The 23,857-nt window shown below is 38.5% G+C and carries 22 protein-coding genes and 1 pseudogene; 15 read left to right on the plus strand and 8 right to left on the minus strand.

Annotated features, from left to right (window positions below):
- The first annotated feature begins 98 nt into the window (after positions 1-98).
- From ABC255_RS05645 to ABC255_RS05675, 7 genes and pseudogenes are all read left to right on the plus strand, one after another.
- Positions 99-1,262, plus strand: coding sequence for an iron-containing alcohol dehydrogenase (locus ABC255_RS05645; RefSeq protein ID WP_412991952.1), 1,164 nt, complete (start codon positions 99-101; stop codon positions 1,260-1,262).
- 424 nt (positions 1,263-1,686) lie between these two features.
- Entirely contained in the window at positions 1,687-3,033 is a 1,347-nt protein-coding gene (locus ABC255_RS05650) for a glucose-6-phosphate isomerase (protein ID WP_412991954.1), read from the plus strand.
- Between the two features lie 90 nt (positions 3,034-3,123).
- A complete protein-coding gene (locus ABC255_RS05655) occupies positions 3,124-3,528 on the plus strand; it encodes a YugN-like family protein (RefSeq protein ID WP_412991956.1) in 405 nt (134 codons plus the stop codon).
- Between the two features lie 151 nt (positions 3,529-3,679).
- Positions 3,680-3,832: a Spo0E family sporulation regulatory protein-aspartic acid phosphatase gene (locus tag ABC255_RS05660; RefSeq protein WP_412991958.1), complete on the plus strand. Its 153-nt coding sequence runs from the start codon at positions 3,680-3,682 to the stop codon at positions 3,830-3,832.
- Between the two features lie 148 nt (positions 3,833-3,980).
- The gene (locus ABC255_RS05665) at positions 3,981-5,654 is read left to right on the plus strand and encodes a DUF6044 family protein (protein WP_412991960.1); all 1,674 of its coding nucleotides are present in this window, start codon (positions 3,981-3,983) and stop codon (positions 5,652-5,654) included.
- 19 nt (positions 5,655-5,673) lie between these two features.
- Positions 5,674-6,710, plus strand: a pseudogene (locus tag ABC255_RS05670) (glycosyltransferase family 2 protein).
- Positions 6,711-6,847: 137 nt separating this feature from the next.
- The gene (locus ABC255_RS05675) at positions 6,848-7,474 is read left to right on the plus strand and encodes a LysE family transporter (protein WP_412991962.1); all 627 of its coding nucleotides are present in this window, start codon (positions 6,848-6,850) and stop codon (positions 7,472-7,474) included.
- Positions 7,475-7,509: 35 nt separating this feature from the next.
- Here ABC255_RS05675 and ABC255_RS05680 read toward each other — a convergent pair whose 3' ends face one another.
- Positions 7,510-8,871 carry an amino acid permease gene (locus ABC255_RS05680; protein WP_412991964.1) on the minus strand — a complete coding sequence of 454 codons (1,362 nt, stop codon included), beginning with the start codon at positions 8,869-8,871 and terminating at the stop codon, positions 7,510-7,512.
- Positions 8,855-9,028 (minus strand): hypothetical protein, encoded by a 174-nt coding sequence (locus ABC255_RS05685; RefSeq protein ID WP_412991966.1) that lies wholly within the window; start codon positions 9,026-9,028, stop codon positions 8,855-8,857. Before ABC255_RS05685 ends, ABC255_RS05680 begins: the two co-directional genes overlap by 17 nt.
- 227 nt (positions 9,029-9,255) lie before the next feature.
- On the opposite strand from ABC255_RS05685, the gene ABC255_RS05690 reads away from it, so the two are divergent.
- A complete protein-coding gene (locus tag ABC255_RS05690) occupies positions 9,256-10,011 on the plus strand; it encodes a TraR/DksA C4-type zinc finger protein (RefSeq protein WP_335528999.1) in 756 nt (251 codons plus the stop codon).
- Between the two features lie 41 nt (positions 10,012-10,052).
- Here ABC255_RS05690 and ABC255_RS05695 read toward each other — a convergent pair whose 3' ends face one another.
- The gene (locus tag ABC255_RS05695) at positions 10,053-10,271 is read right to left on the minus strand and encodes a YozQ family protein (RefSeq protein WP_412991968.1); all 219 of its coding nucleotides are present in this window, start codon (positions 10,269-10,271) and stop codon (positions 10,053-10,055) included.
- A gap of 89 nt (positions 10,272-10,360) precedes the next feature.
- On the opposite strand from ABC255_RS05695, the gene ABC255_RS05700 reads away from it, so the two are divergent.
- The 7 genes from ABC255_RS05700 (at position 10,361) to ABC255_RS05730 (ending at position 16,062) form a co-directional block, all read left to right on the plus strand.
- Complete coding sequence (locus ABC255_RS05700) at positions 10,361-10,504, plus strand: hypothetical protein (RefSeq protein WP_179595354.1); 144 nt, start codon at positions 10,361-10,363, stop codon at positions 10,502-10,504.
- A gap of 25 nt (positions 10,505-10,529) precedes the next feature.
- The gene (locus ABC255_RS05705) at positions 10,530-11,414 is read left to right on the plus strand and encodes a cation diffusion facilitator family transporter (protein WP_412991970.1); all 885 of its coding nucleotides are present in this window, start codon (positions 10,530-10,532) and stop codon (positions 11,412-11,414) included.
- 207 nt (positions 11,415-11,621) lie between these two features.
- Positions 11,622-12,560 (plus strand): magnesium transporter CorA family protein, encoded by a 939-nt coding sequence (locus ABC255_RS05710; RefSeq protein WP_412991972.1) that lies wholly within the window; start codon positions 11,622-11,624, stop codon positions 12,558-12,560.
- A gap of 175 nt (positions 12,561-12,735) precedes the next feature.
- Positions 12,736-14,001, plus strand: a complete 1,266-nt coding sequence (locus tag ABC255_RS05715; RefSeq protein WP_412991974.1) for a S8 family serine peptidase — start codon at positions 12,736-12,738, stop codon at positions 13,999-14,001.
- Positions 14,002-14,148: 147 nt separating this feature from the next.
- A complete protein-coding gene (locus tag ABC255_RS05720; RefSeq protein WP_412991976.1) occupies positions 14,149-15,369 on the plus strand; it encodes a helix-turn-helix domain-containing protein in 1,221 nt (406 codons plus the stop codon).
- 11 nt (positions 15,370-15,380) lie between these two features.
- Positions 15,381-15,530 carry a hypothetical protein gene (locus tag ABC255_RS05725; protein ID WP_412991978.1) on the plus strand — a complete coding sequence of 50 codons (150 nt, stop codon included), beginning with the start codon at positions 15,381-15,383 and terminating at the stop codon, positions 15,528-15,530.
- 121 nt (positions 15,531-15,651) lie between these two features.
- The gene (locus tag ABC255_RS05730; RefSeq protein ID WP_412991980.1) at positions 15,652-16,062 is read left to right on the plus strand and encodes a cytosolic protein; all 411 of its coding nucleotides are present in this window, start codon (positions 15,652-15,654) and stop codon (positions 16,060-16,062) included.
- 40 nt (positions 16,063-16,102) lie between these two features.
- Here the strand turns inward: ABC255_RS05730 and ABC255_RS05735 are convergent, their stop codons facing one another.
- The 5 genes from ABC255_RS05735 to ABC255_RS05755 form a co-directional block, all read right to left on the minus strand.
- Positions 16,103-16,666 (minus strand): FAD-dependent oxidoreductase, encoded by a 564-nt coding sequence (locus ABC255_RS05735; protein WP_335529029.1) that lies wholly within the window; start codon positions 16,664-16,666, stop codon positions 16,103-16,105.
- 120 nt (positions 16,667-16,786) lie between these two features.
- On the minus strand, positions 16,787-17,989 hold the full coding sequence (locus ABC255_RS05740) for an MFS transporter (RefSeq protein WP_335529031.1): 1,203 nt from the start codon (positions 17,987-17,989) through the stop codon (positions 16,787-16,789).
- 13 nt (positions 17,990-18,002) lie between these two features.
- Positions 18,003-18,416: a MarR family winged helix-turn-helix transcriptional regulator gene (locus ABC255_RS05745; protein WP_412991983.1), complete on the minus strand. Its 414-nt coding sequence runs from the start codon at positions 18,414-18,416 to the stop codon at positions 18,003-18,005.
- A 151-nt stretch (positions 18,417-18,567) separates the two neighbouring features.
- Positions 18,568-22,017, minus strand: coding sequence for a methionine synthase (metH, locus tag ABC255_RS05750; RefSeq protein ID WP_412991985.1), 3,450 nt, complete (start codon positions 22,015-22,017; stop codon positions 18,568-18,570).
- Positions 21,998-23,857 (minus strand): bifunctional homocysteine S-methyltransferase/methylenetetrahydrofolate reductase, encoded by a 1,860-nt coding sequence (locus ABC255_RS05755; RefSeq protein ID WP_412991986.1) that lies wholly within the window; start codon positions 23,855-23,857, stop codon positions 21,998-22,000. Before ABC255_RS05755 ends, metH begins: the two co-directional genes overlap by 20 nt.

A 23,857-nucleotide genomic window follows, 5' to 3' on the forward strand; every position in this document is an offset into this window, starting at 1 on the left:
AATAGCTTGCTGAAATTGAGAAGAAATATTCATCTGTTTAACCTTTGCAAAAATTTTTTTTTTCAATAATAATGGGTTGTGGAAAGGATGTGCATATCATGCAAAATTTTACGTTTTGGAATCCAACCAAATTAATTTTTGGTAAAGGACAGCTTGAACAATTAAAATCCGAAATCCCTCGTTATGGAAAGAAAGTGCTTGTGGTTTACGGCGGAGGCAGCATAAAGCGCAGCGGTCTTTATGACAAAGTGATTAACTTGTTGAATGAAATCGACGCACAAGTGTTTGAATTGCCTGGAGTTGAACCGAATCCGCGGATTACAACAGCCCGTAAAGGTGTAGAAATCTGTAAAAACGAAGGTATAGATGTACTCTTAGCTGTTGGCGGCGGCAGTGTTATTGACTGTACGAAGTTAATTGCAGCAGGTGCAAAGTATGACGGTGACGCATGGGACCTGGTTACAAGAAAAGCAGCGGTAAATGAAGCATTGCCATTTGGAACAGTCCTCACGTTAGCGGCTACTGGTTCAGAGATGAATTCTGGCTCCGTTATTACCAATTGGGAGACAAATGAAAAATATGGGTGGGGAAGTCCGTTTACGTTTCCGAAATTCTCAATTTTGGATCCTGTACATACTTTTTCCGTTCCACGGGATCAAACCATTTATGGAATTGTTGATATGATGTCTCATGTATTAGAGCATTATTTTCATTTGGAAGAAAATACATTATTCCAAGATAGAATGTGCGAATCATTGCTCATTACCGTTATGGAAACAGCACCTAAATTGCTTCAGGATCTCGAAAGTTATGAACATCGTGCTACCATTCTTTATAGCGGGACAATGGCTTTAAACGGTATCTTAAATATGGGCTATCGTGGTGATTGGGCTACACATAATCTTGAACATGCTGTATCAGCGGTTTATGATATCCCGCATGGCGGAGGTCTGGCAATTTTATTTCCTCACTGGATGAAACATAACCTTAAGGTAAAACCAGAGCGTTTTAAACAGCTTGCTGTAAGAGTCTTTGGGGTAGACCCAGAAGGTAAATCTGCTGAAGAAGCAGGCCTTGAAGGTATACAAAAATTACGTGAATACTGGAACAGTATCGGTGCTCCCGCCCGCCTAGCAGACTATAACATCGATGACAGCAAACTAGAAATAATGGCAGACAGAGCAATGGTCTATGGTGAATTCGGAAACTTTACAAAACTAAACAGAGAAGACGTATTAACCATTTATCGTGAGTCACTTTAATTATAAGGCTGTGCTTAAAAAACTAATAAGTGATTTTTGCACCCTGTTGATTTTCGCGGAAGGCACGAAGACTCCTGCGGGAGTACGGGGCTGAGGAGACCCCACAGGCGCTTAAGCGCCGAGGAGGCTCCTCGGCACGCCCGCGGAAAGCGAAGTGCCTCGTGACAGGCAAAGAGCGCCTGTCCCTGCGGTGATTATACAATGAAGCTTTCCTTAGTGGAGCGGAAATCAACAGGCCAATTTAATACAGCAAACAAAAAAAACGGGCACTTATGGGTGTTCGTTTCTTTTTTTCGACAAAATCTGAAGAATGTAAAAAAAATGGCGAAAATGGGTACGCTTACAAGAGGAGCCCCTTCTTGATAATCTGTCCAGCTTTCGTTAAAGTGAGAATTGAAAATAAATTTATTGGAGGATTACATACATGACACACATACGTTTTGATTATTCAAAAGCGTTAACCTTCTTCGCAGAGCATGAAATTACATACTTACGTGATGCCGTAAAGGTTGCACATCATTCCCTTCATGAGCAGACAGGTGCTGGAAGTGACTTTTTAGGCTGGATTGACCTTCCTACAAACTACGATAAAGAAGAGTTCTCACGCATTAAAAAAGCGGCGGATAAAATTAAATCCGATTCAGATGTTCTTTTAGTAATCGGAATTGGCGGTTCCTATTTAGGAGCACGAGCTGCAATTGAAATGCTGCAGCACAGCTTCTATAATGCCCTTCCAAAAGAAAAGCGTAAAACACCGCAAATTATATTTGTAGGTAATAACATTAGTTCTTCATATATGAGAGATGTTATGGACTTGCTTGATGGAAAAGACTTTTCAGTAAATGTTATTTCAAAGTCAGGCACAACAACAGAACCTGCGATTGCCTTTAGAATATTCCGTAAGCTTCTTGAGGAGAAATATGGTGTCGAAGAAGCACGTAAGAGAATATATGCTACAACGGACAAGGCAAGAGGTGCATTGAAAACTTTAGCCACAGAAGAAGGTTATGAATCATTTGTGATTGCAGATGATATTGGCGGACGTTACTCTGTGCTAACAGCGGTAGGATTATTGCCAATTGCTGTGAGTGGTGCTGACATTGATAAAATGATGCAGGGGGCTGCAAAAGCACAAGAAGAGTACAGCACTTCTGAGCTTGAAGAAAACCAAGCATACCAATATGCGGCTGTAAGAAATGCTCTTTATAATAAAGGGAAAACAATTGAAATGCTAATCAATTACGAGCCAGGACTTCAGTACTTTTCTGAATGGTGGAAGCAGTTATTTGGAGAAAGTGAAGGAAAAGACCAAAAAGGTATCTACCCTTCTTCCGCTAACTTCTCAACCGATCTACATTCTTTAGGACAATATGTACAAGAAGGTCGCCGTGATTTGTTCGAAACCGTCATTAAGGTAGAAAAACCACGCCATGAATTGACGATTGAAGAAGCAGAAAGTGATTTAGATGGCTTAAATTATCTTGCAGGACAATCTGTAGACTTTGTAAACAATAAAGCATTCCAAGGTACCATGCTTGCACATACAGATGGAGGCGTACCAAATTTAATCGTATCCATTCCTGAAATGGATGAATACACATTTGGTTACCTAGTCTATTTCTTCGAAAAAGCATGTGCAATGAGTGGATACTTACTAGGCGTAAATCCATTCGACCAGCCAGGAGTTGAGGCGTACAAAGTAAACATGTTCGCCTTACTAGGAAAGCCAGGATTTGAAGAGAAAAAGGCTGAACTAGAAAAGAGATTGTAATAAAAAAAGTAGAGTACTGAGAAATTCAGTACTCTATTTTTTATCCTTTTTGGGAAAACTAATAAATAATGATGAAAAGGGGGCTGTATTATGATTGAAATACCATCAAGTGTAGAAGGTAAACAGTTTGATTTGTACAAGCTCGAACAAATGCTAAAACCAATCGGATATTCAATCGGCGGTAACTGGGATTATGATCACGGTGCCTTTGATTACAAAATAAATGATGAAGTAGGCTATCAGTTTTTAAGGCTGCCGTTTTCTGCCATAGATGGTCAGTTAGACGCACACAACTGCACAGTTGAGCTTGGAAGGCCATTCCTATTGTCTCATAAGTATCAAATCGGTCTTGATGACCAAGTCTCAGCAGGCACCTTGAATCAGTTCTCTGAGCCCGTTGATAAGGATGCCAGTTTTCCCGAACAGTATATTGAAACAGGAAAAGTTCTTGTCAAGGAACTTGAATCGATTTTGAGTTCTGACCAACTTTCGTAGGATTATGAATATTGTACTAGTATAATGTTCACATAAGTTACAATTATTTTTATGTAGACTACTTGTTTTAAAGTGAAAAATTTCTTAAATTAAGGTTAATAATATAAATATGTTATAAACATGAAAAGAGGTCCGAGCCGTGGAGACGAGCATGAACTATTTGTTATCTGATATTGAAAAAACCAGAAATGAAATGATTGAATTAGCACGACAATATGGATATTCAAACCCAAATGTTGTTCAATGCAGCCAAAAGCTCGATTTTCTTTTAAATGTTTTCGAAAATAAACAGATAAAACACTAAATCGAAAAATAAAAATGCCTTCCATTAACCTGGAAGGTATTTTTTTATCTATTGATCGTTTAGGAAAACTAATGAGTAAAAGGAATAATTTCCATCCTATATGCAAACTTTATTAAACAAGAGAAAGAAGGCTTACGAGGTGTAATGAGTGTTCACTGATAAGAAAAAAGAGCTAAGATGGATCCTTTTTGCTTTGCTAATTCTAACACTATATCTTTCCCCACTTTTTATTCTCCAAGAAAATGCTCATATACGAGTTCATGATAATTTGGATTCGAATTTAGCATGGTACAAAGTTCTTGCAAAGAGCGGTCAAATGTTTGGAGATGTTGATGCTGTAATCCCCCAAATTATTAACGGAGTGCCAAGAAATGCATTTGGAACGGAATACAGTATCATTGTCTGGCTCTATGCGTTGTTTCCAACCATGATTGCTTATGGTCTCAGTCAAGCTTTAACCAGGGTAGTGGCCTTTATCGGGATGTATTTATTATTAAAGAAACATTTTCTTCCTGGTGAAAGATGGGGCTTCCTGCAAGTGGGCGTATCACTGGCATTTGCCTTAACCCCCTTTTGGCCATCAGGCATGCTTAGCACGTTGGGAATGCCGCTGGCACTGTGGGCTTTCCTTAATATCCGAAATGGAGAAGGGTCCAAAAAAGATTACGTGGTCCTTACGTTAATTCCTTTATACGCTAGCATCGTCTTAGGTTTTTTCTTTTTCCTAAGCGCAATGGGAATCTTTTGGCTCACTGATGTTATTAGAGGAAAGGGATGGAATCTTCGTTTCTTTTTATCTATTGCCTACATGACTTGTATTTTTATGCTGGTTGAATATCGATTGGTTAATTCCTTTTTATTTTCGACAGAACCAAATAGCCGTGATGAATATTTTCATGCTACTTTACCCATATGGAGAGTAGTCAGGCTGACCTTTAAAAATTATGTTTTAGGACATACGCATGTTATGACAGTACACGGACTCTTTATTCTGCCTGTGATGTTTATAGCACTTTATTTTGTTTACTCCAAAAAACTTTGGAAACAGGAAAAGCTTTTTGTCTTTTTATTTGGATTAAACTTTTTGTTATCACTATGGTATGCATTTTGGTTTTATAAAGGCTGGTTACCTTTAACGAAGAGATTTCATTTTATGGACACCTTCAATTTTGCCCGCTATCACTTTTTAAGACCAATGGTCATTTATGCCGGGTTTGCTCTATCCTTAAAAATTCTTTCACTTCAAGGGCGCAGCTGGGCAAATACGGCCAAATGGTTTGCCATCGCGCAAATTCTCTTGCTTTGTTTATTTAATGATGAGATTTTCTATCACAAAAAACCAACAGTAGGAGAATTTTATGCCGAGGAATTATTTACCGAAATAAAAGAACATATCGGTGATGAACAAAAAAATTACCGGGTGGCCAGTATTGGCATTCATCCTGCGATATCCCAGTATAATGGCTTCTATACATTGGATACCTATAATAACTTTTACCCATTATCATACAAACACCAATTTAGGAAAATAATTGATGCGGAGTTGGCAAAAAATAAAACAATCCGCAAATATTTTGATCAGTGGGGTGGCCGCTGTTACATCTATACTGGACAGCTTGGAAAAAAATATATGATTAAAAAAGACTCCAAACGGAAATTAAAGAACCTGCAATTAAATACGACTGTATTTAAAGAAATGGGTGGTAAATACATACTATCTGCACTGCCTATCGCTAACTCAGAGAGGATTCAACTAAAACTGGATAAGGTATTTGAATCGAAAAACTCTGCATGGAAGATTTATTTATACAAGACTTTGTAAACATCGGGGGTTATAACGAATGATTGAGCCTGTCCTGACGATTGTTGTGCCTTGTTATAATGAAGAAGAAGTATTACCTGAAACCATTAATCAGCTCGACCAGCTTGTAAAACAGTTAATAAGCGAACAGCTCGTTTCTAACACAACGAAGATCTTGTTTGTGGATGATGGAAGTAAGGACCGAACTTGGGAAATGATTTATAAAGCAGGATTAAGAAATGAGCATGTCCGCGGTTTAAAATTATCAAGAAATGTGGGGCATCAGAACGCGTTATTAGCAGGATTGTTCGCTGCTAAGGACTCTTCAGATTGTGTTGTCTCGATAGACGCTGACCTACAAGATGACATTGAGGTGATACGTGAATTTATCCATAAATTTAATGAAGGAAATGAGATTGTTTACGGCGTTCGAAAACGCAGGGATAGTGATACGCTCTTTAAGCGAAGCACTGCTCAAGGTTTTTATAAAATCATGAAAAAAATGGGTGTTGATCTTGTTTATAACCATGCGGATTTTCGTTTAATGAGTAAACGGGCAGTAGTGGAATTAGAGGGATTTAAAGAGGTAAATCTTTTTTTACGCGGAATTGTTCCACTCCTTGGATTTAGATCAGATATCGTGTACTATGACCGCAAAGAAAGACAAGCCGGCGAAACAAAGTATCCATTGAAAAAAATGCTAGCGTTTGCTTTTGATGGTATAACATCCTTTTCTGTTTCGCCGATTCGGTTTGTATTGTTTATAGGGTTTGTTTCCTTTTTTCTAAGCATATTATTTGGCGTATATTTCTTACTATTAAAAGCAATAGGGGAGACTTCGACAGGGTGGACGTCACTAATTACTTCTATCTGGTTAATTGGAGGCTTACAGCTTATTGCCATCGGGTTAATTGGAGAGTATGTAGGGAAATTTATAAAGAATCTAAGCACCGTCCCAAATTTATTATTGATATTGATACCTTCTCAATGCCTCCCCTCCGTCATCATTTAATTAGAGACAAAGATGAAGAGGAGTTATATACAATTGAGCATAGAAAATTATCTGAGACAAACTAGCTCCTATATGTAAAGTCTAAGCAAAGAGTTTTCTTACCAAAGAAGACTCTTTTTTTTGAAATAAAAGTGGTACAAACCCTCTTTCCTGAATAAAAATTGATAGACAGGCTTCTATTAAGATTCAGGGAGAGATTACAATGAATGTATTTTTGAGTTATATTTTACTAGGATTGTCATTAGCTGCTCCGATTGGTCCAATAAATGCAGCTCAAATTGATAAGGGAATAAGGCATGGTTTTATGCATTCATGGCTTATTGGGGTAGGGGCGGTCGCAGCTGATGGCGTTTATATGATGGTTGTTTATTTTGGGGTTGTTCACTTTCTTGAGACTCCTTTTATGAAAACCTTTTTGTGGTTATTTGGCTGCTTTGTATTAATGTATACGGGAATTGAAACCATGCTATCAGCAAATAAGCTGAAAATTGGAGAAAAAAGGAAGGATGAACCATTAGCAAAATCCTTTTTATCTGGTTTCTTTATGTCCATATCCAATCCGTTGACGATTTTATTTTGGCTAGGGATTTACGGCTCTGTTCTTGCCAAGACGGCTGCGACCTATGAAACGAGTCAGTTAATCCTTTATAGCAGTGCCATCTTTATTGGATTACTATTATGGGATATCACAATGGCGGGTATTGCGAGTAATTTCCGTAAATATTTAACTTCCCGGCTGCTTGTAGGGATTTCACTTTTATCAGGAATATCATTAATTGGATTTGGTATTTACTTTGGATATCAAGCATTCAATGTATTATTTGGATAACAAAAAAAGCCAGCATAGTAAACGCTGGCAGTTTTTTAAGCGGTTGGCCAAGGGCTAAAAACCTTTCCTTTTTTCTTTTTCTTTTTCCATTTAAGATTCATGATCAAGGTTATGCAGCCAATAATACCCACGAATGCTAGGCTGATGAAGAAGCCGGGTCTGCTGGTGCCATGAAATAGGGTACCACTAACAGCTATTAATATGAACAGAATACCCAATGAGTATTTGATTTTATCCTTAGTGGTGACCTCTAATAGTTTCCATGATGAAGCTAAAATAAAAATCCAATTGTAGAGAAGCATAAGTCCTGCAGCTGTAGTAATGTACTCATATACATGGCCTGGCATTAATAATGCGCTGATAATCGATCCTGATATTCCTAGTACTGTAATGAGCAAAGTAGGTATTGGAACCTTTAATTTTCCCTGTTTGCAAAATAATCCAGGTGCGTCCCCTTCTTCAGACAGTGTAACAAGTATGCTGGTAACGGCAAAAAGGGAGGCAACCATGGTTGAAAAACCGGCAATAATTAATGCTCCATTAAAAAGATGGGGAATAAAAGTTAAATCATAATTAGCTAATGCATTAACAAAGGGACTTTTCTCGCCATTAAATTGATTCCAAGGCACCATTAAGACAGCGAGACCAATTGAGAGCATGTAGATAATCATAAGGGTCAATAACATTACCTTTCCAGCCTTTGGAGCTTCCTTCGGATCCTTTAACTGTGTAGCCATTAACCCTAATATTTCAATACCGCCAAATGCATAAAAGGCAAAAATTACACCAGACCATAATCCTAAAACACCGTGTGGGATTAAATCCTTTTGGCTATCAGGGTATTGAATCGGTCTATCTCCATCGATTACTCCGAATATCGCCAGTAAAGCAATAATCACGAACATTAATATCGCTGCTATTTTTAAAATGGCCAGTACATTCTCTAGTTTGTTTAGGATACTGACTCCGATTAGGACAACAACAAGTCCTAGCAGTGCATAAATACCAGCAAAAACCCAAAGTGGGATTTTGGGGAACCAGAAACGGGAGAAAATCGATAGTGCAGTCATTTGACTCCCCATAATTAATACCTCTGACATCCAATAGACCCATCCGCTGCTAAATCCAGCCCATCTGCCAAAAGCTTTTTTCGCATAGGAACGAAAACCGCCCTTTAAAGGTTCTTGAGCTGTCATTTTTGCAAGGGCATCAAAGACAAGATAGGTTCCAGCAGCTGCAAGGATGAAGGCGATTAAAATAGCCGGTCCAGTCATTTTTATGGCGATGCTTGACCCAAGAAAAAATCCTGTACCGATTGTACACCCCACCCCAAATAACGAAAGCTGCCACCACTTCATAGTACCTTTTTCTTTTGCACCACTACTCGACTTTCCCATCAGTGCTTCTCCCAGTTGCTCCTACCGTTTTATCTGTGATTTCCTGATTATTATAGTCAGGGTCATTCTTCCCACGTTGCCGATTGGCACCGCCTAAATATAGACTTTGATGTTCTTGCTGTTCTTTTCTGAATTTATTAAAATTTTCATTTACCATGTATGTCTCCTCATTTCCTTTCTAATATCTTTCTATATGTTAAGATACACGCTCACAAAAAACTTATTCAGTGAGTTCATAACAGCAATTTAGGATTTTGTTGGAATACTGAAATTCATTACATAATCGCCGCCTAAATCAATGAAAATAAAGAGGTACTAGATAAAGTTGAAATATATAAAATCGGCGAAAAAGAAAAGCTATAAACCTTGAAAGGGGTTAATTATATGTTAACGACAGAGCAACTTGCTGGTTTTCGTTTGCAATTATTAAAGGAAAAAGAGGAAATTGAAGAACGTTTGGAACAAAATGATCATTATGGTTTAGAACGAGGTCATTTCCATGAATCAATGGGGGAGTTATCTAGTTATGATAATCATCCTGCCGATGAGGGTTCAGAGTTGTACGAACGGGAAAAGGATATAGCGTTAAATGAGCACACTGATTTGCAACTAAGAAATATTAATAAAGCACTACAAGCAATGGAAAATGGAACATATGGAAAATGTGAGGTATGTGGGAAAGAAATTTCTTTTGAACGATTAGAGGCCCTGCCGAATACCACCTATTGTAAGGAACACAGTCCAGATCAAGTAGTTTCCCATGATCGACCGATTGAGGAAGGCGTTTTAATGCCGCCATTTGGAAAGTTTGACATGGATTCCAAAGATGAGAATGTTGCTTTTGATGCAGAGGACTCTTGGCAGATTGTTTCACAATGGGGAACATCTGATACACCTTCAGACCTAGCTTTTCCTCAAGAACATTATAACGATGTTAATAATGAACCGGATGAAAATGATGGGTATGTTGAGGACTTTGAAAACTTTGTTGGAAATGATATGTATGGAAACAATATCACTGTTTATCCAAACTCACAACACGAACGCTATGAACAGTCACTTGATGAAGAAGGGATTATGACGAGCTTTGGAGACCTCCCGGCATATGAACATGATCCTTATGTAGACGACGATAAGTAAATAAGAAAACAGCTTTCGGTTGGAAAGCTGTTTTCTCTAATTTATTGGTTTCTATATGGTTTTTGGGCAATTGGGAGATCCTTCGCGTTTAGGTCGTCATCAGTGGATGGATCTATTTCCCCCTCCATATAGCTGTCACTTGCTTGTTCATGAGTGGTCGAAAGGCCAGTAGCAATGATATCGTTCTTTTGATAATCACTTGTTTCGTAAATACGTCCAGCCAAATCTGTACTGTTGTTGTTAGAATTTTTTTTATCCATGTTACAACTCCTTCTAAAAAATTAGATACAACCGTATTTTCTACTTATTATTCGAGGATTACTCATTAAAATATCAGGAGCTGATTTATATGAACAAAGATAAATATCCATCAAGGGAAGAATTAGACGAGGCCTTTCATTTTCTCCATGATGCCATTAATAGGATTACAGTGGAAGAAGAAGAGGAAGAAATGAAGATGGAGGCAAATGGGAATAATCAGATGGAGAAATAGAATTTTTTTGAGGTGGACTTGAAAGATGAGGGAATCCTTAGCTAAGAAAATTGCCTGGATTAGTGTGATTAGTAATATCCTCTTAACATTAGGAAAACTTTTCATCGGGTGGTTTGGAAATAGTGACGCTGTTTTTGCGGATGGAATTCATTCTGCTGCAGATGTTTTTGCCTCTGTTATCGTCCTCTTGGTGATTAAAATTGCCAACAAACCAGCTGATAAAGAGCACCCTTACGGTCATGGAAAAGCAGAGGTCATAGTATCAGGAATTGTAGGAATTTTACTTTTTCTCGTTTCTATATATGTCGTATATGAGGGAATTATCGGCTTCTTCCATGAAGTGGAAACACCAAGCTTCTTAGCCATGTGGGTAGCGATCATTTCTTACATTACAAAAGTAATTTTGTACCGCTCATCATTAAAGGTGGCTAACGAGCATAATAGTAAGGCAATTGAAGCCATTGCGTTTGATCATAAAGCAGATATTGTAGCTTCGATTGCTGCAGCAATTGGGGTCCTCCTTTCAATCATTGGAGAACGCTTTGATATTTTATTCTTGCAATATGGAGATAAAGCGGCAAGTATATTTGTGGCATACCTAATCTTTAAAATCTCGAAAGAAATGTTAATGGAAGCTTTTGATATCCTACTCGAAAGGAACATTGACGCTGAGACTCTACAGGAATACATTAATGTAGTGAATGAATTCCAAGAGGTAAAGAGGATTGATCGAATTAGAGCAAGGGAACATGGTCATTATATTTTAGTTGATCTTAGAATATCAATTGACCATTTTAAAACCATTAAGGAAGGTCATGACCTTGCTAAGTTAATCAAAGGGAGATTGATGGAGAGGTACGACAACATTCACGAGGTATTAATTCACTTAAATCCCTATTTTCCAGAATAAAATCTTGTTTGTGCTTTTTTGATTTTGGGTTTATGATAATGAAGTAATTAAATTGTAAGGAGTTGATATTTTTGAGTTATGCAATAGACCCAGACCCTGGTAGTAGGGGGGAAGTCAGCGTTATCTTTGAATTGGATTCTTCAGGAATATCAGCTCTTAAGAAGGTAGTTTGGCTTCCTCGAACAAAGTAAGTGAGGAGGTTTTATCATGTTGGAGATTTATAAAAGCACCGAAACAAAAGTACTTGATCAAGTAGATAAAATTTCAAAGGGCTGTTGGGTCAATATGTATGCCCCAACCGAAGAAGAAATTAACAGAGTTGCACATGAAGCTAACATCTATGTTGACTTTATTAGAGACGCCCTTGATGATGAAGAACGTCCGAGAATTGAGCGTGAAGATGGGCAGGTTTATATCATTGTCGATTACCCCTATATTACGCATGATGATGCAGGATTCCCTATCTATGAGACCATCCCAGTTGGGATTGTTTTAACGGATGATTGTATTCTGACTGTATCGTTAAAGGATACTCCAATCTTAGAAGTTTTTAAGAATAATAAAATAAAAGAATTTTATACCTTTAAAAAGAACCGATTTGCATTGCAAATTCTGGCTATTATTACGTCCTATTATCTGCGATATTTAAAACAAATTAATAAAAGAACAAATGAGATTGAGCGGGAACTTCACCAATCGATGAAAAATAAAGAATTGTATGCATTTCTGGCATTAGAAAAGAGTCTGGTTTATTTCACGACTTCCTTAAAGTCGAACAAAGTGGTCTTAGATAAAATTCTACGTTTTAGTTATATCAAGATGTACGAGGAAGACAAGGATTTACTTGAAGATGTGATGATTGAGAAAATCCAGGCAATTGAGATGGCTGAGACATACAGCTCGATACTTAGCGGCATGATGGATGCATTTGCATCAATTATTTCCAATAACGTAAATATTGTCATGAAGTTTTTAACATCATTCACAATTATTCTTTCGTTTCCAACGATTGTTTTCAGTTTTTACGGCATGAATGTCGATTTACCATTGCAAAATAGTCCCCATGCTTTTTGGATATCAATTGGTGTAGCTAGTATTTTGTCTACATTAACTGCGTTAATTTTTTGGAAAAAGAAATACTTTTAACATAAAAAAATCCGTCACGCAGGAGCCTGACGGATTTTTTAGGTCTTTTTTAATGGAATCGGTAAAAATTTCCCAACTTTTCTAGGTAGATTCTCGTATTCTTATTCTGAAAATTCTAAATATAATAAAAGAACAGGTACAAGCCTGGAGTTAAAAAGAGTAGGGGAGAATAGTGATGAAAAAGAGAAGAGTAGTAGGAGCATCAGTACTTAGCCTTGTTATGGGGGTATCCATGTTTGCAACAGGTGCCTTTGGTCAGCAGCCAAATAGCCAGGATGAATCTTTTCGGGTCATCATTCAAGGGCCAACCGCTGATAAGTCACAAGCAAAGAAGAATGTGGGGGTTCGCTGGGATTTTGGAGCAGATGGGTTCACTACAACAGTTAACAGCAAGCAATACCAGGCACTATTAAAAAACAAAAATTTAACCATTGAAAAAGTAGAAGAAGTTCAGCTTGCACCTAACACTGAAGCTGCGGCTAAGCCAGGTGGTTCTACAAATTCTGGTCCAAGTGATCGAACTCCTTGGGGAATTCAAGCGATATATAATGATGCTGCGATTCAAGCAACCTCTGGAGGTAATGGAATCAAAGTGGCTGTCCTTGATACGGGGGCAAATACAAGTCACGCCGATTTAACAAATCAAGTCGAGCAATGTAAGGATTTTACACAAACTAAATCCCCGCTTATTGATGGAAGCTGCTCAGATGGGAATGGACATGGAACGCATGTAGCGGGTACAGTACTCGCTGATGGTGGCAGCACGGGACAAGGTATTTATGGTGTAGCACCGGAAGCCGATCTTTGGGCATATAAAGTACTAAATAACCGCGGCTCAGGCTATTCAGATGATATTGCTTCTGCTATTCGGATGGCTGCTGATGAGGCGACTAGAACTGCCTCGAAAGTAATTATCTCGATGTCACTAGGTTCAAGTGCAAAAGACTCACTAATTTCTAGTGCTGTTGATTACGCCTATGGTAAAGGAGTTTTAGTGGTTGCTGCAGCTGGAAATGATGGACCATCAAGCAATACGATCGGGTATCCAGGAGCTTTAGTTAATGCTGTAGCGGTGGCTGCTTTAGAAAATGTTCAGCAGAACGGTACATATCGTGTTGCTGATTTCTCTTCACGAGGAAATCCAAATACAGACGGTGACTATATCATTCAAGAACGTGATGTAGAGGTGTCTGCCCCTGGTAGAGCAATTGAGTCTACATGGAATGACGGTTCCTATAATATAATTAGTGGAACGTCAATGGCTACACCGCATGTATCAGGATTAGCTGCAAAAATTTGGGCTGAAAATCCTGCAATGAGTCACACGCAACTACGTGCGGAGCTTCAAAACCGTGCAAAATCTAATGATATCTTGGGTGGAACAGGAGCTGCTTCAGGCGATGATTATGCTTCGGGATTTGGTTTCCCTAGAGTAAGATAATAGATAAAAGCCATCTGTTTATTGCGAACAGATGGCTTTTTACTCTATTTAACAATTTTTTAAATTATCTGAACAAATAGATGGAAGAGGTTGCATTATTGTTATAAAATGATAGGAAAAAGGATAGCGCCTAAAGGTGGTGATGCTATGGAATTCGGACCATTAATAAAATTCTACAGAACCCAAAAAGGGATAACACAAAAGGAACTAGCTGTTGGAATTTGCTCTATCCCACATTTAAGTAAGATCGAGAATAATTCAAAAGATGCGAATGAAGAGACTATTTCCCTACTGTTAGAAAGACTTGAAGTGAGCTTTGAAGAAATGGAAGAAAAAGAGGAGTTAATAAAAAGCCTCCTAAAAGATTTTGGTGAGAAAATTAACTTTTATTTACGTGAGGAAATAGAAATAATCTTTAATAGGTTAAAAGAAATAGAACATGTTATCCCGTTTTCTGCTCATATGTATTCATATGAATTATATAAATATCGGTATCTCTTATTCAAGGGATTACTGGCAGAAGCAGAAGCTCAACGCGATACATTATCCAAGCAAAAGAAAAATTTTTCCCAACATGAGAAGTATTTATTTCGCTATTATAATGCTGTATCCTTAATGTATAAAGGTCATTATAAAAAAGCTGATGAGATTTTCGACGAATTATTTTTAGAAAATAACACTGAAACAACGAATGGGGAATTCCTTTACCACTGGGCTTTTGTAAAGAGTTCGCTCGATCAGCCGGGACATGCCATACACTTTGGCAGGTTAGCACTGCAAATCTTTATGAATCAGCATAACTTTTATCGGATTCTCCATACTTTAATGCTCCTTGGCATTAACTATACGAATTCTAACATTTATAAGGAAGCGCAGGTTTGTTTTAATCACTTAATTCGAAATGCAGAATTGTTAAAGGAAGAAAGAATGCTTCCGCAAATCTATCATAATATGGGTTACTTGCAAGATAAAATGAATAATGTGAAAGAGGCATTACTCTATTATGAAAAAAGCTTATCTCTACAACCAGTAAAAAACCAACACTATGTAGTAACTTTGTATGGAATTGGTGAAATTAATTACAATTTAAATTTAATTGAGAATGCTAAAGAATGTTTTCTTCAAGTCAAATCTCTATCAAAAGATATTGGGACAAAAAAACAAGGTCTTTTAGCTGAATTTTATTTGATTCATATGGATTCTCCTGATAAAGCAATGAAATATTTAGAATTGAAGGTAATTCCCTACTTAGAGGGATCAAAAGAACATAAGGAAGAAATGATCCGGTATTACAAGCTGCTATCTGAGCATTATCATCAGCAGGGGAATTATCTGGAAGCAGTAAATTATCTAATGAAAATTACTTGAGGAGGAAGAAAATGAAAAAGGCTATCATATTATTATTCTCATTCTCATTACTTGTTTTTGGAACACCCGTAAATGATAACAGTCAAAGCACATCGGTTGATGTGGCAAAGGTTCAAATAAATGAAGCGCAAGCAGATCCTATTTATCCACCAATAGGATAATCATACACTCCATCTCGACAGTTACTGCTGTCGGGATTTTTTTATTTTTACCGACAAAATTAATTAAAACTGTAAATAAGGGGTAAAGTAGTTTATATGTGGATAACTAGGAGGATGGAAAATGAAATCATTTGTTGTAGGTTTTCACCAGGAAGATAATGTAGACTCTATGCAAATTCAAAAGCTAAGCCAGGAGGATTTTGAAAAAGCAACTGAAGGTGGCACAAGGCATCTATTTGACTTAGACACTAACATTGGCTTTTTTGTCTTTTTTGACGCAGAGGATGCCGATGGTGATGTGTCATACATGGTGCTTCAATATGAGGATCCAACTGGGGAGGATGGAAGTGAAGACCCAGTGGGCTGCTACTCTTTCCAGTTGAAGGATTTTTATGAATTTACAGCCCTTTATCTAAATGATCTTGAATTCAATGAAGAAGTAAGTGAAGAGGAAGAAGAATATGGACCGATTCACCATCTAGCACATCTTCTATTCCATATTGTTGAAGAAGGAAAGGATTTAGAGGCGTAAAGAGGGTGTCCCAAATTGGGACACCCTTCTTATAAATTACTTAAGCCTTTAATACATCATGGTCAACATAGCGCTCACCATTCAATTCGCTTACCACGTTGATTGCGACTCTTGCTCCGTCACCAGCAGTAACAATGGTATGTACGCTCACGCCAGCCACGGTTCCAGCGGCCCAAATGCCATCGATATTTGTTTTGCCTTGTGCATCTACATCAAGGATCGTTTTTACTCTTGGCTCAGTTCCAGGCTTGGTAGTAATACCTGCTTTTTCAGCTAGGTCTACAAGGAAACCAGTAGCAACGATAACATGCTTTGTTTCATGCTCTCCGTTATCAGTTTCTACTTTAAAACCGCCTTCGACCTTAGTGATGTTGGTAACAGTAGCTTGGATAATTTCGCCGCCAAATTTAGTTACCTGCTGCTTACCAATTTCAACGAGGTCAGGACCAGAGATTTCTAACACGCCGTAATGGTTCTCAACCCAAGCACGTTTTGTAACTGTCTTATCATTATCTAGCACCAATGTTTTCTTTCCTGCTTTAGCAGTCAATAAGGCTGCACTCGCACCCGCAGGCCCTGCACCAATCACAACAACATCCAACATGTAAAAACCTCCATTCAAAAATAAATATACAAAAAAAGTGTAACCTAAAGAATCAGAAAAGTAAAAATCACTGCTCAGAACGTATAAAAGAACCATCAAGTTAATGATGGTTCTAGTCCATTATTGCTCTTTTACATTTAAATATCGCTGGCGTTTCAATCCTGGTTTTCGAACTTGCATGAAGTAGTAAAGAACGGCTCCAATGAGAATATAGAACGAACATAGGAAGTATAAGGAACTGAAGTCCATTTTTGCAGCGATTAATCCTACCAAAAATGAGCCTAATGCAATACCAATATCATAGATTGATAGAAATGTAGCCGTTGCTAAGCCGCGTTTTCTAGGTGCTGCATTTTGAATGGCAATCGTTTGAAAGGTGGGAAAAAGAGTACCCCAGCCTAATCCAATCATCCCTGCTGAAACAAGAAAAGTAACTGCTCCTCCGCTTTGACTTAAGACAAACATCCCAATTGCAAACAAGATAATCGAAGGGAACACAATCACATTAGGACCATATTGATCCAGCCATTTTCCTGTAAATGGTCTGGACATTAATAATATAATCGCGTACACCACAAAGAAAAGACTTGAAACTTCAGAAACATGAATTTCACTTGCATAAACCGATACGAAAGAAAGCAGTGCTGAATATACAATTGCTAAAAAACTGCCGACAATGGCAATGGATACTGCTGAAGGTTCAATAAAGTTTTTTAATGAGAAAGCGGGAACAATAACCTGCTTTTTAGCTTCCTCAGGCTTGGATAACTTAACTGTGAGGCCAGTGATAAGTGCACCTACGGCTACAACGACCGATAGGATAAACATTGTTTTTGCTCCCCACTGTTGAATGGCTGTTAACCCGACAAACGGTCCTAAAACCATTGCCATGTTTGTCGACATCACAAAGTAGCCCATTCCCTCCCCTCTCCTGGAGCTTGGAATGAGGTCTGCGACAATCGCTCCTACAGCGGTAGTGGCCATTCCAAAACCCACTCCGTGCAACAATCGAATGATTAGGAATCCTGTTACTGTTTTAGGAAAAAAGTATAAAAGGGAAGCAGCAGCGAAAATAATCAGTGCCGTTAATAGAACTTTTTTATTGCTTCCTCGTTCTAGCCATTGCCCAGCAAGTGGACGAGATATGATGGCAGATAGCAAGAAAACAGTTGTCATTAACCCCGCTTGAGAGGCATTACTGTCAAATTCCTGTAATGCATATATAGGCAGAGTTACGAGTAGGATATAAAATGTCAAAAATAGAAAAAAGTTACTTAAGGAAATATTAATAAAGTCCTTCGTCCATAATTTTGGTTTGTTCATGTTTTTCACTCCTTTATAAAAGCTGTTTTAACCAATCACTTTGCAGTTTTACTAATTCTTGTTGTGAGTCTTCTGAGAATTTTTTTAATAATTCGTGATTGCACTCTGAAACAGCATGTTCCCATTTAGGGAACTCTTTCAATGCTTCCTCCGTTAATTGAATGTACTTCTCCCGTTTGTCCTTGCCTGGAATTTGTCTTACATACCCTTGTTTAACAAGCCGCTGAATCGTACGGGTCATCGGAGGAGCTTCAACGAATAAATAATCAGAGAGTTCTTTTTGAGTTAGTGAGCCTTTTGTATGTAAAACAAAGAGGACAGACCATTGGGCACTATACAATCCATATGGTTTTAGAGCTTCATTAAGGCTGTTGGTTGTCTGTCTGGAAAGTTGATGTAGTGTATGAAATAATGCGTGGTTGGTCAAATATGTTCACTCCAAAATTAATATATATAAAATAGTTACCTAGGTAACTATATCGGTTTTGGAGGGGAATGTCAAGGAATGTTGACCAGGAAGCAATGGGGACGGTTCTCTTGGTCTAAAAAAACCAAGAGAACCGTCCCCATTGACACATTTATCTATGAACATTAAAGTATCTTGCCTCAGGATGGGCAAATACCATGGCTGATACGGAAGCTTCAGGCTCCATCATACAACCATCAGTTAATTCAATCCCAATTTCCTCAGGGTGAATCAAAGCAAATAGTTTCTTCTGATCCTCTAAATCTGGACATGCTGGATATCCAAAGGAGAAGCGTTGCCCTTGATACTTAGCTGTAAATCGATCCTGCATCGTAAATGTTAAAGGATCTGGGAATCCCCAACGGTCGCGCATTTGTCGATGGATTAATTCTGCAAAACCTTCTGCCGTTTCAAGTGCCATGGCTTGAAGGGCATGGCTCTCAAGAAAACGACCTTCTGCCTTTAACTTGTCAGCTTGTTCACGAATCCCTCTACCAGCTGTTACCGTAAAGAAACCAACATAATCTTTTTCACCACTGTCGACTGACTTAACGAAATCAGCCAAGCATAAATGAGGTGCCGATTCTTGTCTTGGGAAATCAAACGTTTCAATGATTGTATTAGACTCTTCTGGATCGTAGATGAAGATTTTATTTCCTTCTGACTGAGCAGGGAAGAATTGATAAACAGCAGCAGGTAAAATCCAATTTTCTTTCTTAGCATCTGCTAATAGTCCATCTACCACTTCTTTAACTTTTAACGCTTTCTCATCCTTTGCAGCAATCAGATTTGCTATTTTTCCTTTTACACCGAGATGATGACCAATTAACATTTGCATATTGATATATGGCTCAATATGGGATAGAGAGTAGGTTTTTAAAATATGTTTCTTTGTATCCATCGGTGTAAAAACTGGTACTTCGGTTGAAACAGATGGTCTGGTTTTTACTGCTGTTGAGACTGCTGAACGAATTGGGAGCTCCCGCGGCAGTTCTAAAGCAGCTAGCTTTTCATTTTTTTCAGCAATCAATTTTTCATGCTCTTCTGGAGATTGAAGCTGATTTGCTAGTGATAATCCTGTCATAGCATCCTTTGCATAAAGAACGAGTCCATCATATTCTTTGGCAATTTTTGTATCGGTGAACTTTCTGGAAAGAGCAGCTCCTCCCACCATGATAGGTGTTGAAATTCCCGCTTCTCTCATATCCTGTGCAGTTAACACCATTTGCTGTGCAGATTTCACCAACAAGCCTGATAATCCAACAATGTCCGGTTTTTCTTTTTGAATCGCTTGAACCAATTCAGTTGGTGATACTTTGATTCCCAAATCTTTGACATCATAGCCGTTATTGCTAAGAATAATGTCAACGAGGTTTTTCCCAATATCATGCACATCGCCTTTTACGGTTGCTAAAATGACTTTCCCTTTCGAGGAAGAGACATCTCCTTTTTCCATATACGGTTCTAGATAGGAGACAGCAGCTTTCATTACTTCAGCACTCTGGAGAACTTCCGCCACAATTAGCTGATTGTCATTAAATAGTCGGCCTACTTCTTTCATGCCTTCCATTAATGGTCCATTGATAATATCAAGTGGAGCAGGATAATTTTCAAGTGCTAAAGCCAAATCTGGCAATAAACCTTCCTTTGTACCCTCAATCACATAGTAAGAGAGGCGTTCTTCTAAACTCATGTTTGGCATTGTACTTTTTGACTCTTTCTTTTTACCTCGATAAAATTCAGTGAAAGTGGCCAACGTTTCATCAGTTGTGTTAAAAAGAAGATCCTCTGCTAATTGTACTTCTTCCTTCGAAATGGAAGCAAACCGTTCTAGTTTTTCAGTGTTAACAATCGCATAATCAAGACCAGCTAAGGTACAGTGATATAAAAACACAGAATTTAATATTTCTCTGCCGACAGGCGGAAGACCGAAAGAGACATTGCTGATACCAAGAATGGTTTGGGTCTTTGGAAGATGTTCTTTAATTAACTTAATTCCTTCCACCGTTGCTTTTGCAGAACCAATATATTGCTCATCTCCAGTTCCTACAGGGAAAACAAGAGGGTCAAAAATGAGATCCTGTGACTTTAAACCATATTTATTGACTAGAATGTCATGTGATCGTTTTGCGATTTCCAATTTCTTCTCAGCTGTAACTCCCATACCTTTTTCATCAATCGTACCAACGACGACAGCCGCACCGTATTTATGGATTAGTGGAACAACAGCCTCAAATCTTTCTTCGCCATCTTCAAGGTTTATCGAATTAATAATCGCCTTTCCCTGAGAATACTTGAGTGCTTTTTCAATTACTTTTTCATCTGTTGAATCAATAACAAGAGGGACCTTTATTTTTTTAACCACTTCTGGAATGAAATTCTCCATGTCGCTAAGCTCTTCACGGTCAGGGTCTGCAAGACAAATATCAATGACATGTGCACCGCCTTTAACCTGGGCACGTGCAATCTCTGCCGCTTCTTCAATCTTCCCTTCATTAATGAGGCGTTTGAATTTACGAGAGCCAATGACGTTTGTTCGTTCTCCGACCATAATCGGACGCAGTGTCGGATCATCGTAAACAAATGGTTCAATCCCAGATACCATATGGAAATCAGAAGACTGTGCCTCGCGTGGAGAGAACTTCTTCATTTCTTCTGAAATCGCACGAATGTGATTTGGTGTTGTACCACAGCAGCCACCGACAATATTCAACCAGCCGTGAGCAGCAAAATCAGCTAGCTTCTTTGCTAATGTTTCGGGTGTTTCATGATAATGTCCTTCTTCATCGGGAAGACCTGCATTTGGATAACAGATAATCGCTGTTGAAGATAAATTAGACAGTGAGCGAATATGGTCCTGCATAAATTCTGGACCGGTCGCACAATTTAACCCGACCGCAACAGGATTCATATGCTCTAATGAAATATAAAAAGATTCAATGGACTGTCCAGCAAGGGTTGTGCCCATCGGTTCAATTGTTCCTGATACAATTAATGGAAGAATCTTTCCAGTTTTACTAAATGCATTTTTTATTCCAATAAATCCTGCTTTTACATTCAGCATATCCTGACTTGTTTCAAGAAGGAGAAGGTCGACACCACCGTCAATCAGCCCGATTGCTTGTTCTTCATAGGAAACAGCGAGGGCTTCAAAAGTAGTCCCGCCCGTAACGCTTAACGTCTTAGTGGTCGGTCCCATTGACCCTGCCACATACCGTGGCCATTCTGCAGTAGAGATTTTATCTGCCTCTTTTTTGGCAATTTGAGCGGCAATTTTATTTAATTCATAGGCTCTAAAGCCAAGATTGTATTCATCAAGAACGATGCTTGTGGAACCAAAGGTATTGGTTTCAATAATGTCCGCACCAGCCTCCAAGTATTCGCGGTGAATTTTTGCGATAACATTCGGGGCAGTAATGTTCAGATACTCGTTACAGCCATCATATTGCTCGCCGCCAAAGTCATCTGCTGTTAAATTTTCCTGCTGCAGCATGGTACCCATCGCACCATCCATTACAAGGATTCGTTTGTGTAGTTGTTCATTAAATGGTGCTTTCGACATAGCTGTTCCCCCTAATTTGACTAGCACGCTGTTTGGCATATATGGCTAATTCTGTTGTTAGTTCGTAGCGTAAAAATGGTGTGATTAGATAGATTCCATTGAATAAATCCAGTGCTGTGTCAATTAAAGATTTTGTTATTTCAATTCCTTCACGTGCAGCTTGTAATGGCTGATCATGCAACGCTGCCATTCTATCTCGAATTGATTGTGCGATTTTTATTCCTGGTACCTCATTATGAAGAAATTCGGCATTCCTGCTGCCTGTTAAAGGCATTAACCCAATATAAATAGGTGCATTTAGGTGTTTGGTCTGTTCATAGACTTCGATTAATTTTTCCTCAGAAAAGACAGGTTGTGAAATAAAATAATCAGCACCAAATTCAATTTTCTTCTCAAGCCGTTTTACGGCTTTTTCTACTGAGCGGACATTTGGATTAAAGGCACCAGCAATACTAAACGCTGTTTTTTGACCAAGGTCTTTCCCAGAGAAAGACAAGCCTTCATTTAACTGTTTTATCATTTGAATTAACTCAAATGATGATACATCATAAACAGAGGAGGCACCTGGAAAGTCTCCGACTCGGGCAGGGTCTCCGGTGATAGCGAGTACATCATGCATTCCAAGAGTATGGAGCCCCATTAGGTGTGATTGCAAACCAATAATATTGCGGTCTCTGCAGGCAATATGGATCAGCGGTCGCATCCCTAATTCTTGTTTAACAAGATAACCTAAAGATTCATTAGAAATCCTCACCTGAGCTAACGAGTTATCTGCCATTGTTATCGCATCAATTCCTGCTTCTTTCAACGCCTTTGCGCCTTCAAAAAATTTGCTTGTATCAAGCTTTCTAGGTGTATCTAATTCTACGATAACCGATGGTCGTTCCTTAACAATTTCCTCAAGTGGCTGTAAGTCCCTTTTTGCTGCACGATGTTCAATGATGATTTTCTTTGTTTTTAATTTAACTACTTTCTCAGTGACAGGTACGGTATTTTTTAGTTCTGCCGCAAATGCCTGGATATGGGCCGGGGTCGTTCCGCAGCATCCACCAAGCAAATGTACACCCTCCTGACGGAAGCTTTGGGCTGATTTCTTAAAATAATCTGCATCTCCCTCAAAATGGAATTTACCATCTGTATAAGCTGGCAGACTCGCATTAGGGTAGGCCGAAAGGTAAGCATGTTTAGGCAGTTCAATCTGCTCTAGTGATTTTAACATATGATGAGGTCCAAGCCGGCAGTTCAAGCCAATGACATCAGCACCGAGGTTTTCAAGAGTGGAAAAGGCCTCATTAATCGGTGTCTGGTCTTGTAAAATACCTGGCTCATGAAGTGAGACTTGAGCAATGATGGGCAGCTTAGTTTCCTTTCGAGCGATCGTAAGGACCGTTTCCAGTTCCTCAAAATCATAAAAGGTTTCTAATAAAATGCCGTCCACACCTTCTAATAATAAACAGTATAGCTGTTCACGGAAACTGCGCTTTAATTCTTCTATTGATATAGTACTAGGTTTAATCCCGCGGTTACCGCCGATTGTTCCCAGCACATAAGTATTGTCTTGTGCTGCTAATTTTGCATTCTGGACAGCGGCACTATTAATCGCTTTAACGGAGTCCTCGAGACCATATCTCTGCAGTTTTAGATAATTTGCTGCATATGTGTTGGTTTGAATAACATCAGCACCAGCTTTAATATAGGCATGATGAATCTCTTGAATTTTTTCCGGATTAGAAAGGTTTAACTCTTCCAAGCAGCTATCTTTACCGAATGAATAAAGAAGGGTGCCCATGGCACCATCCCCTATTAAAATTTGGTTTTTTAATTTTTCTAAAAAGGTCAT

Source organism: Neobacillus canaveralius (assembly GCF_047237705.1).
Taxonomy (GTDB): domain Bacteria; phylum Bacillota; class Bacilli; order Bacillales; family Cytobacillaceae; genus Neobacillus; species Neobacillus niacini_K.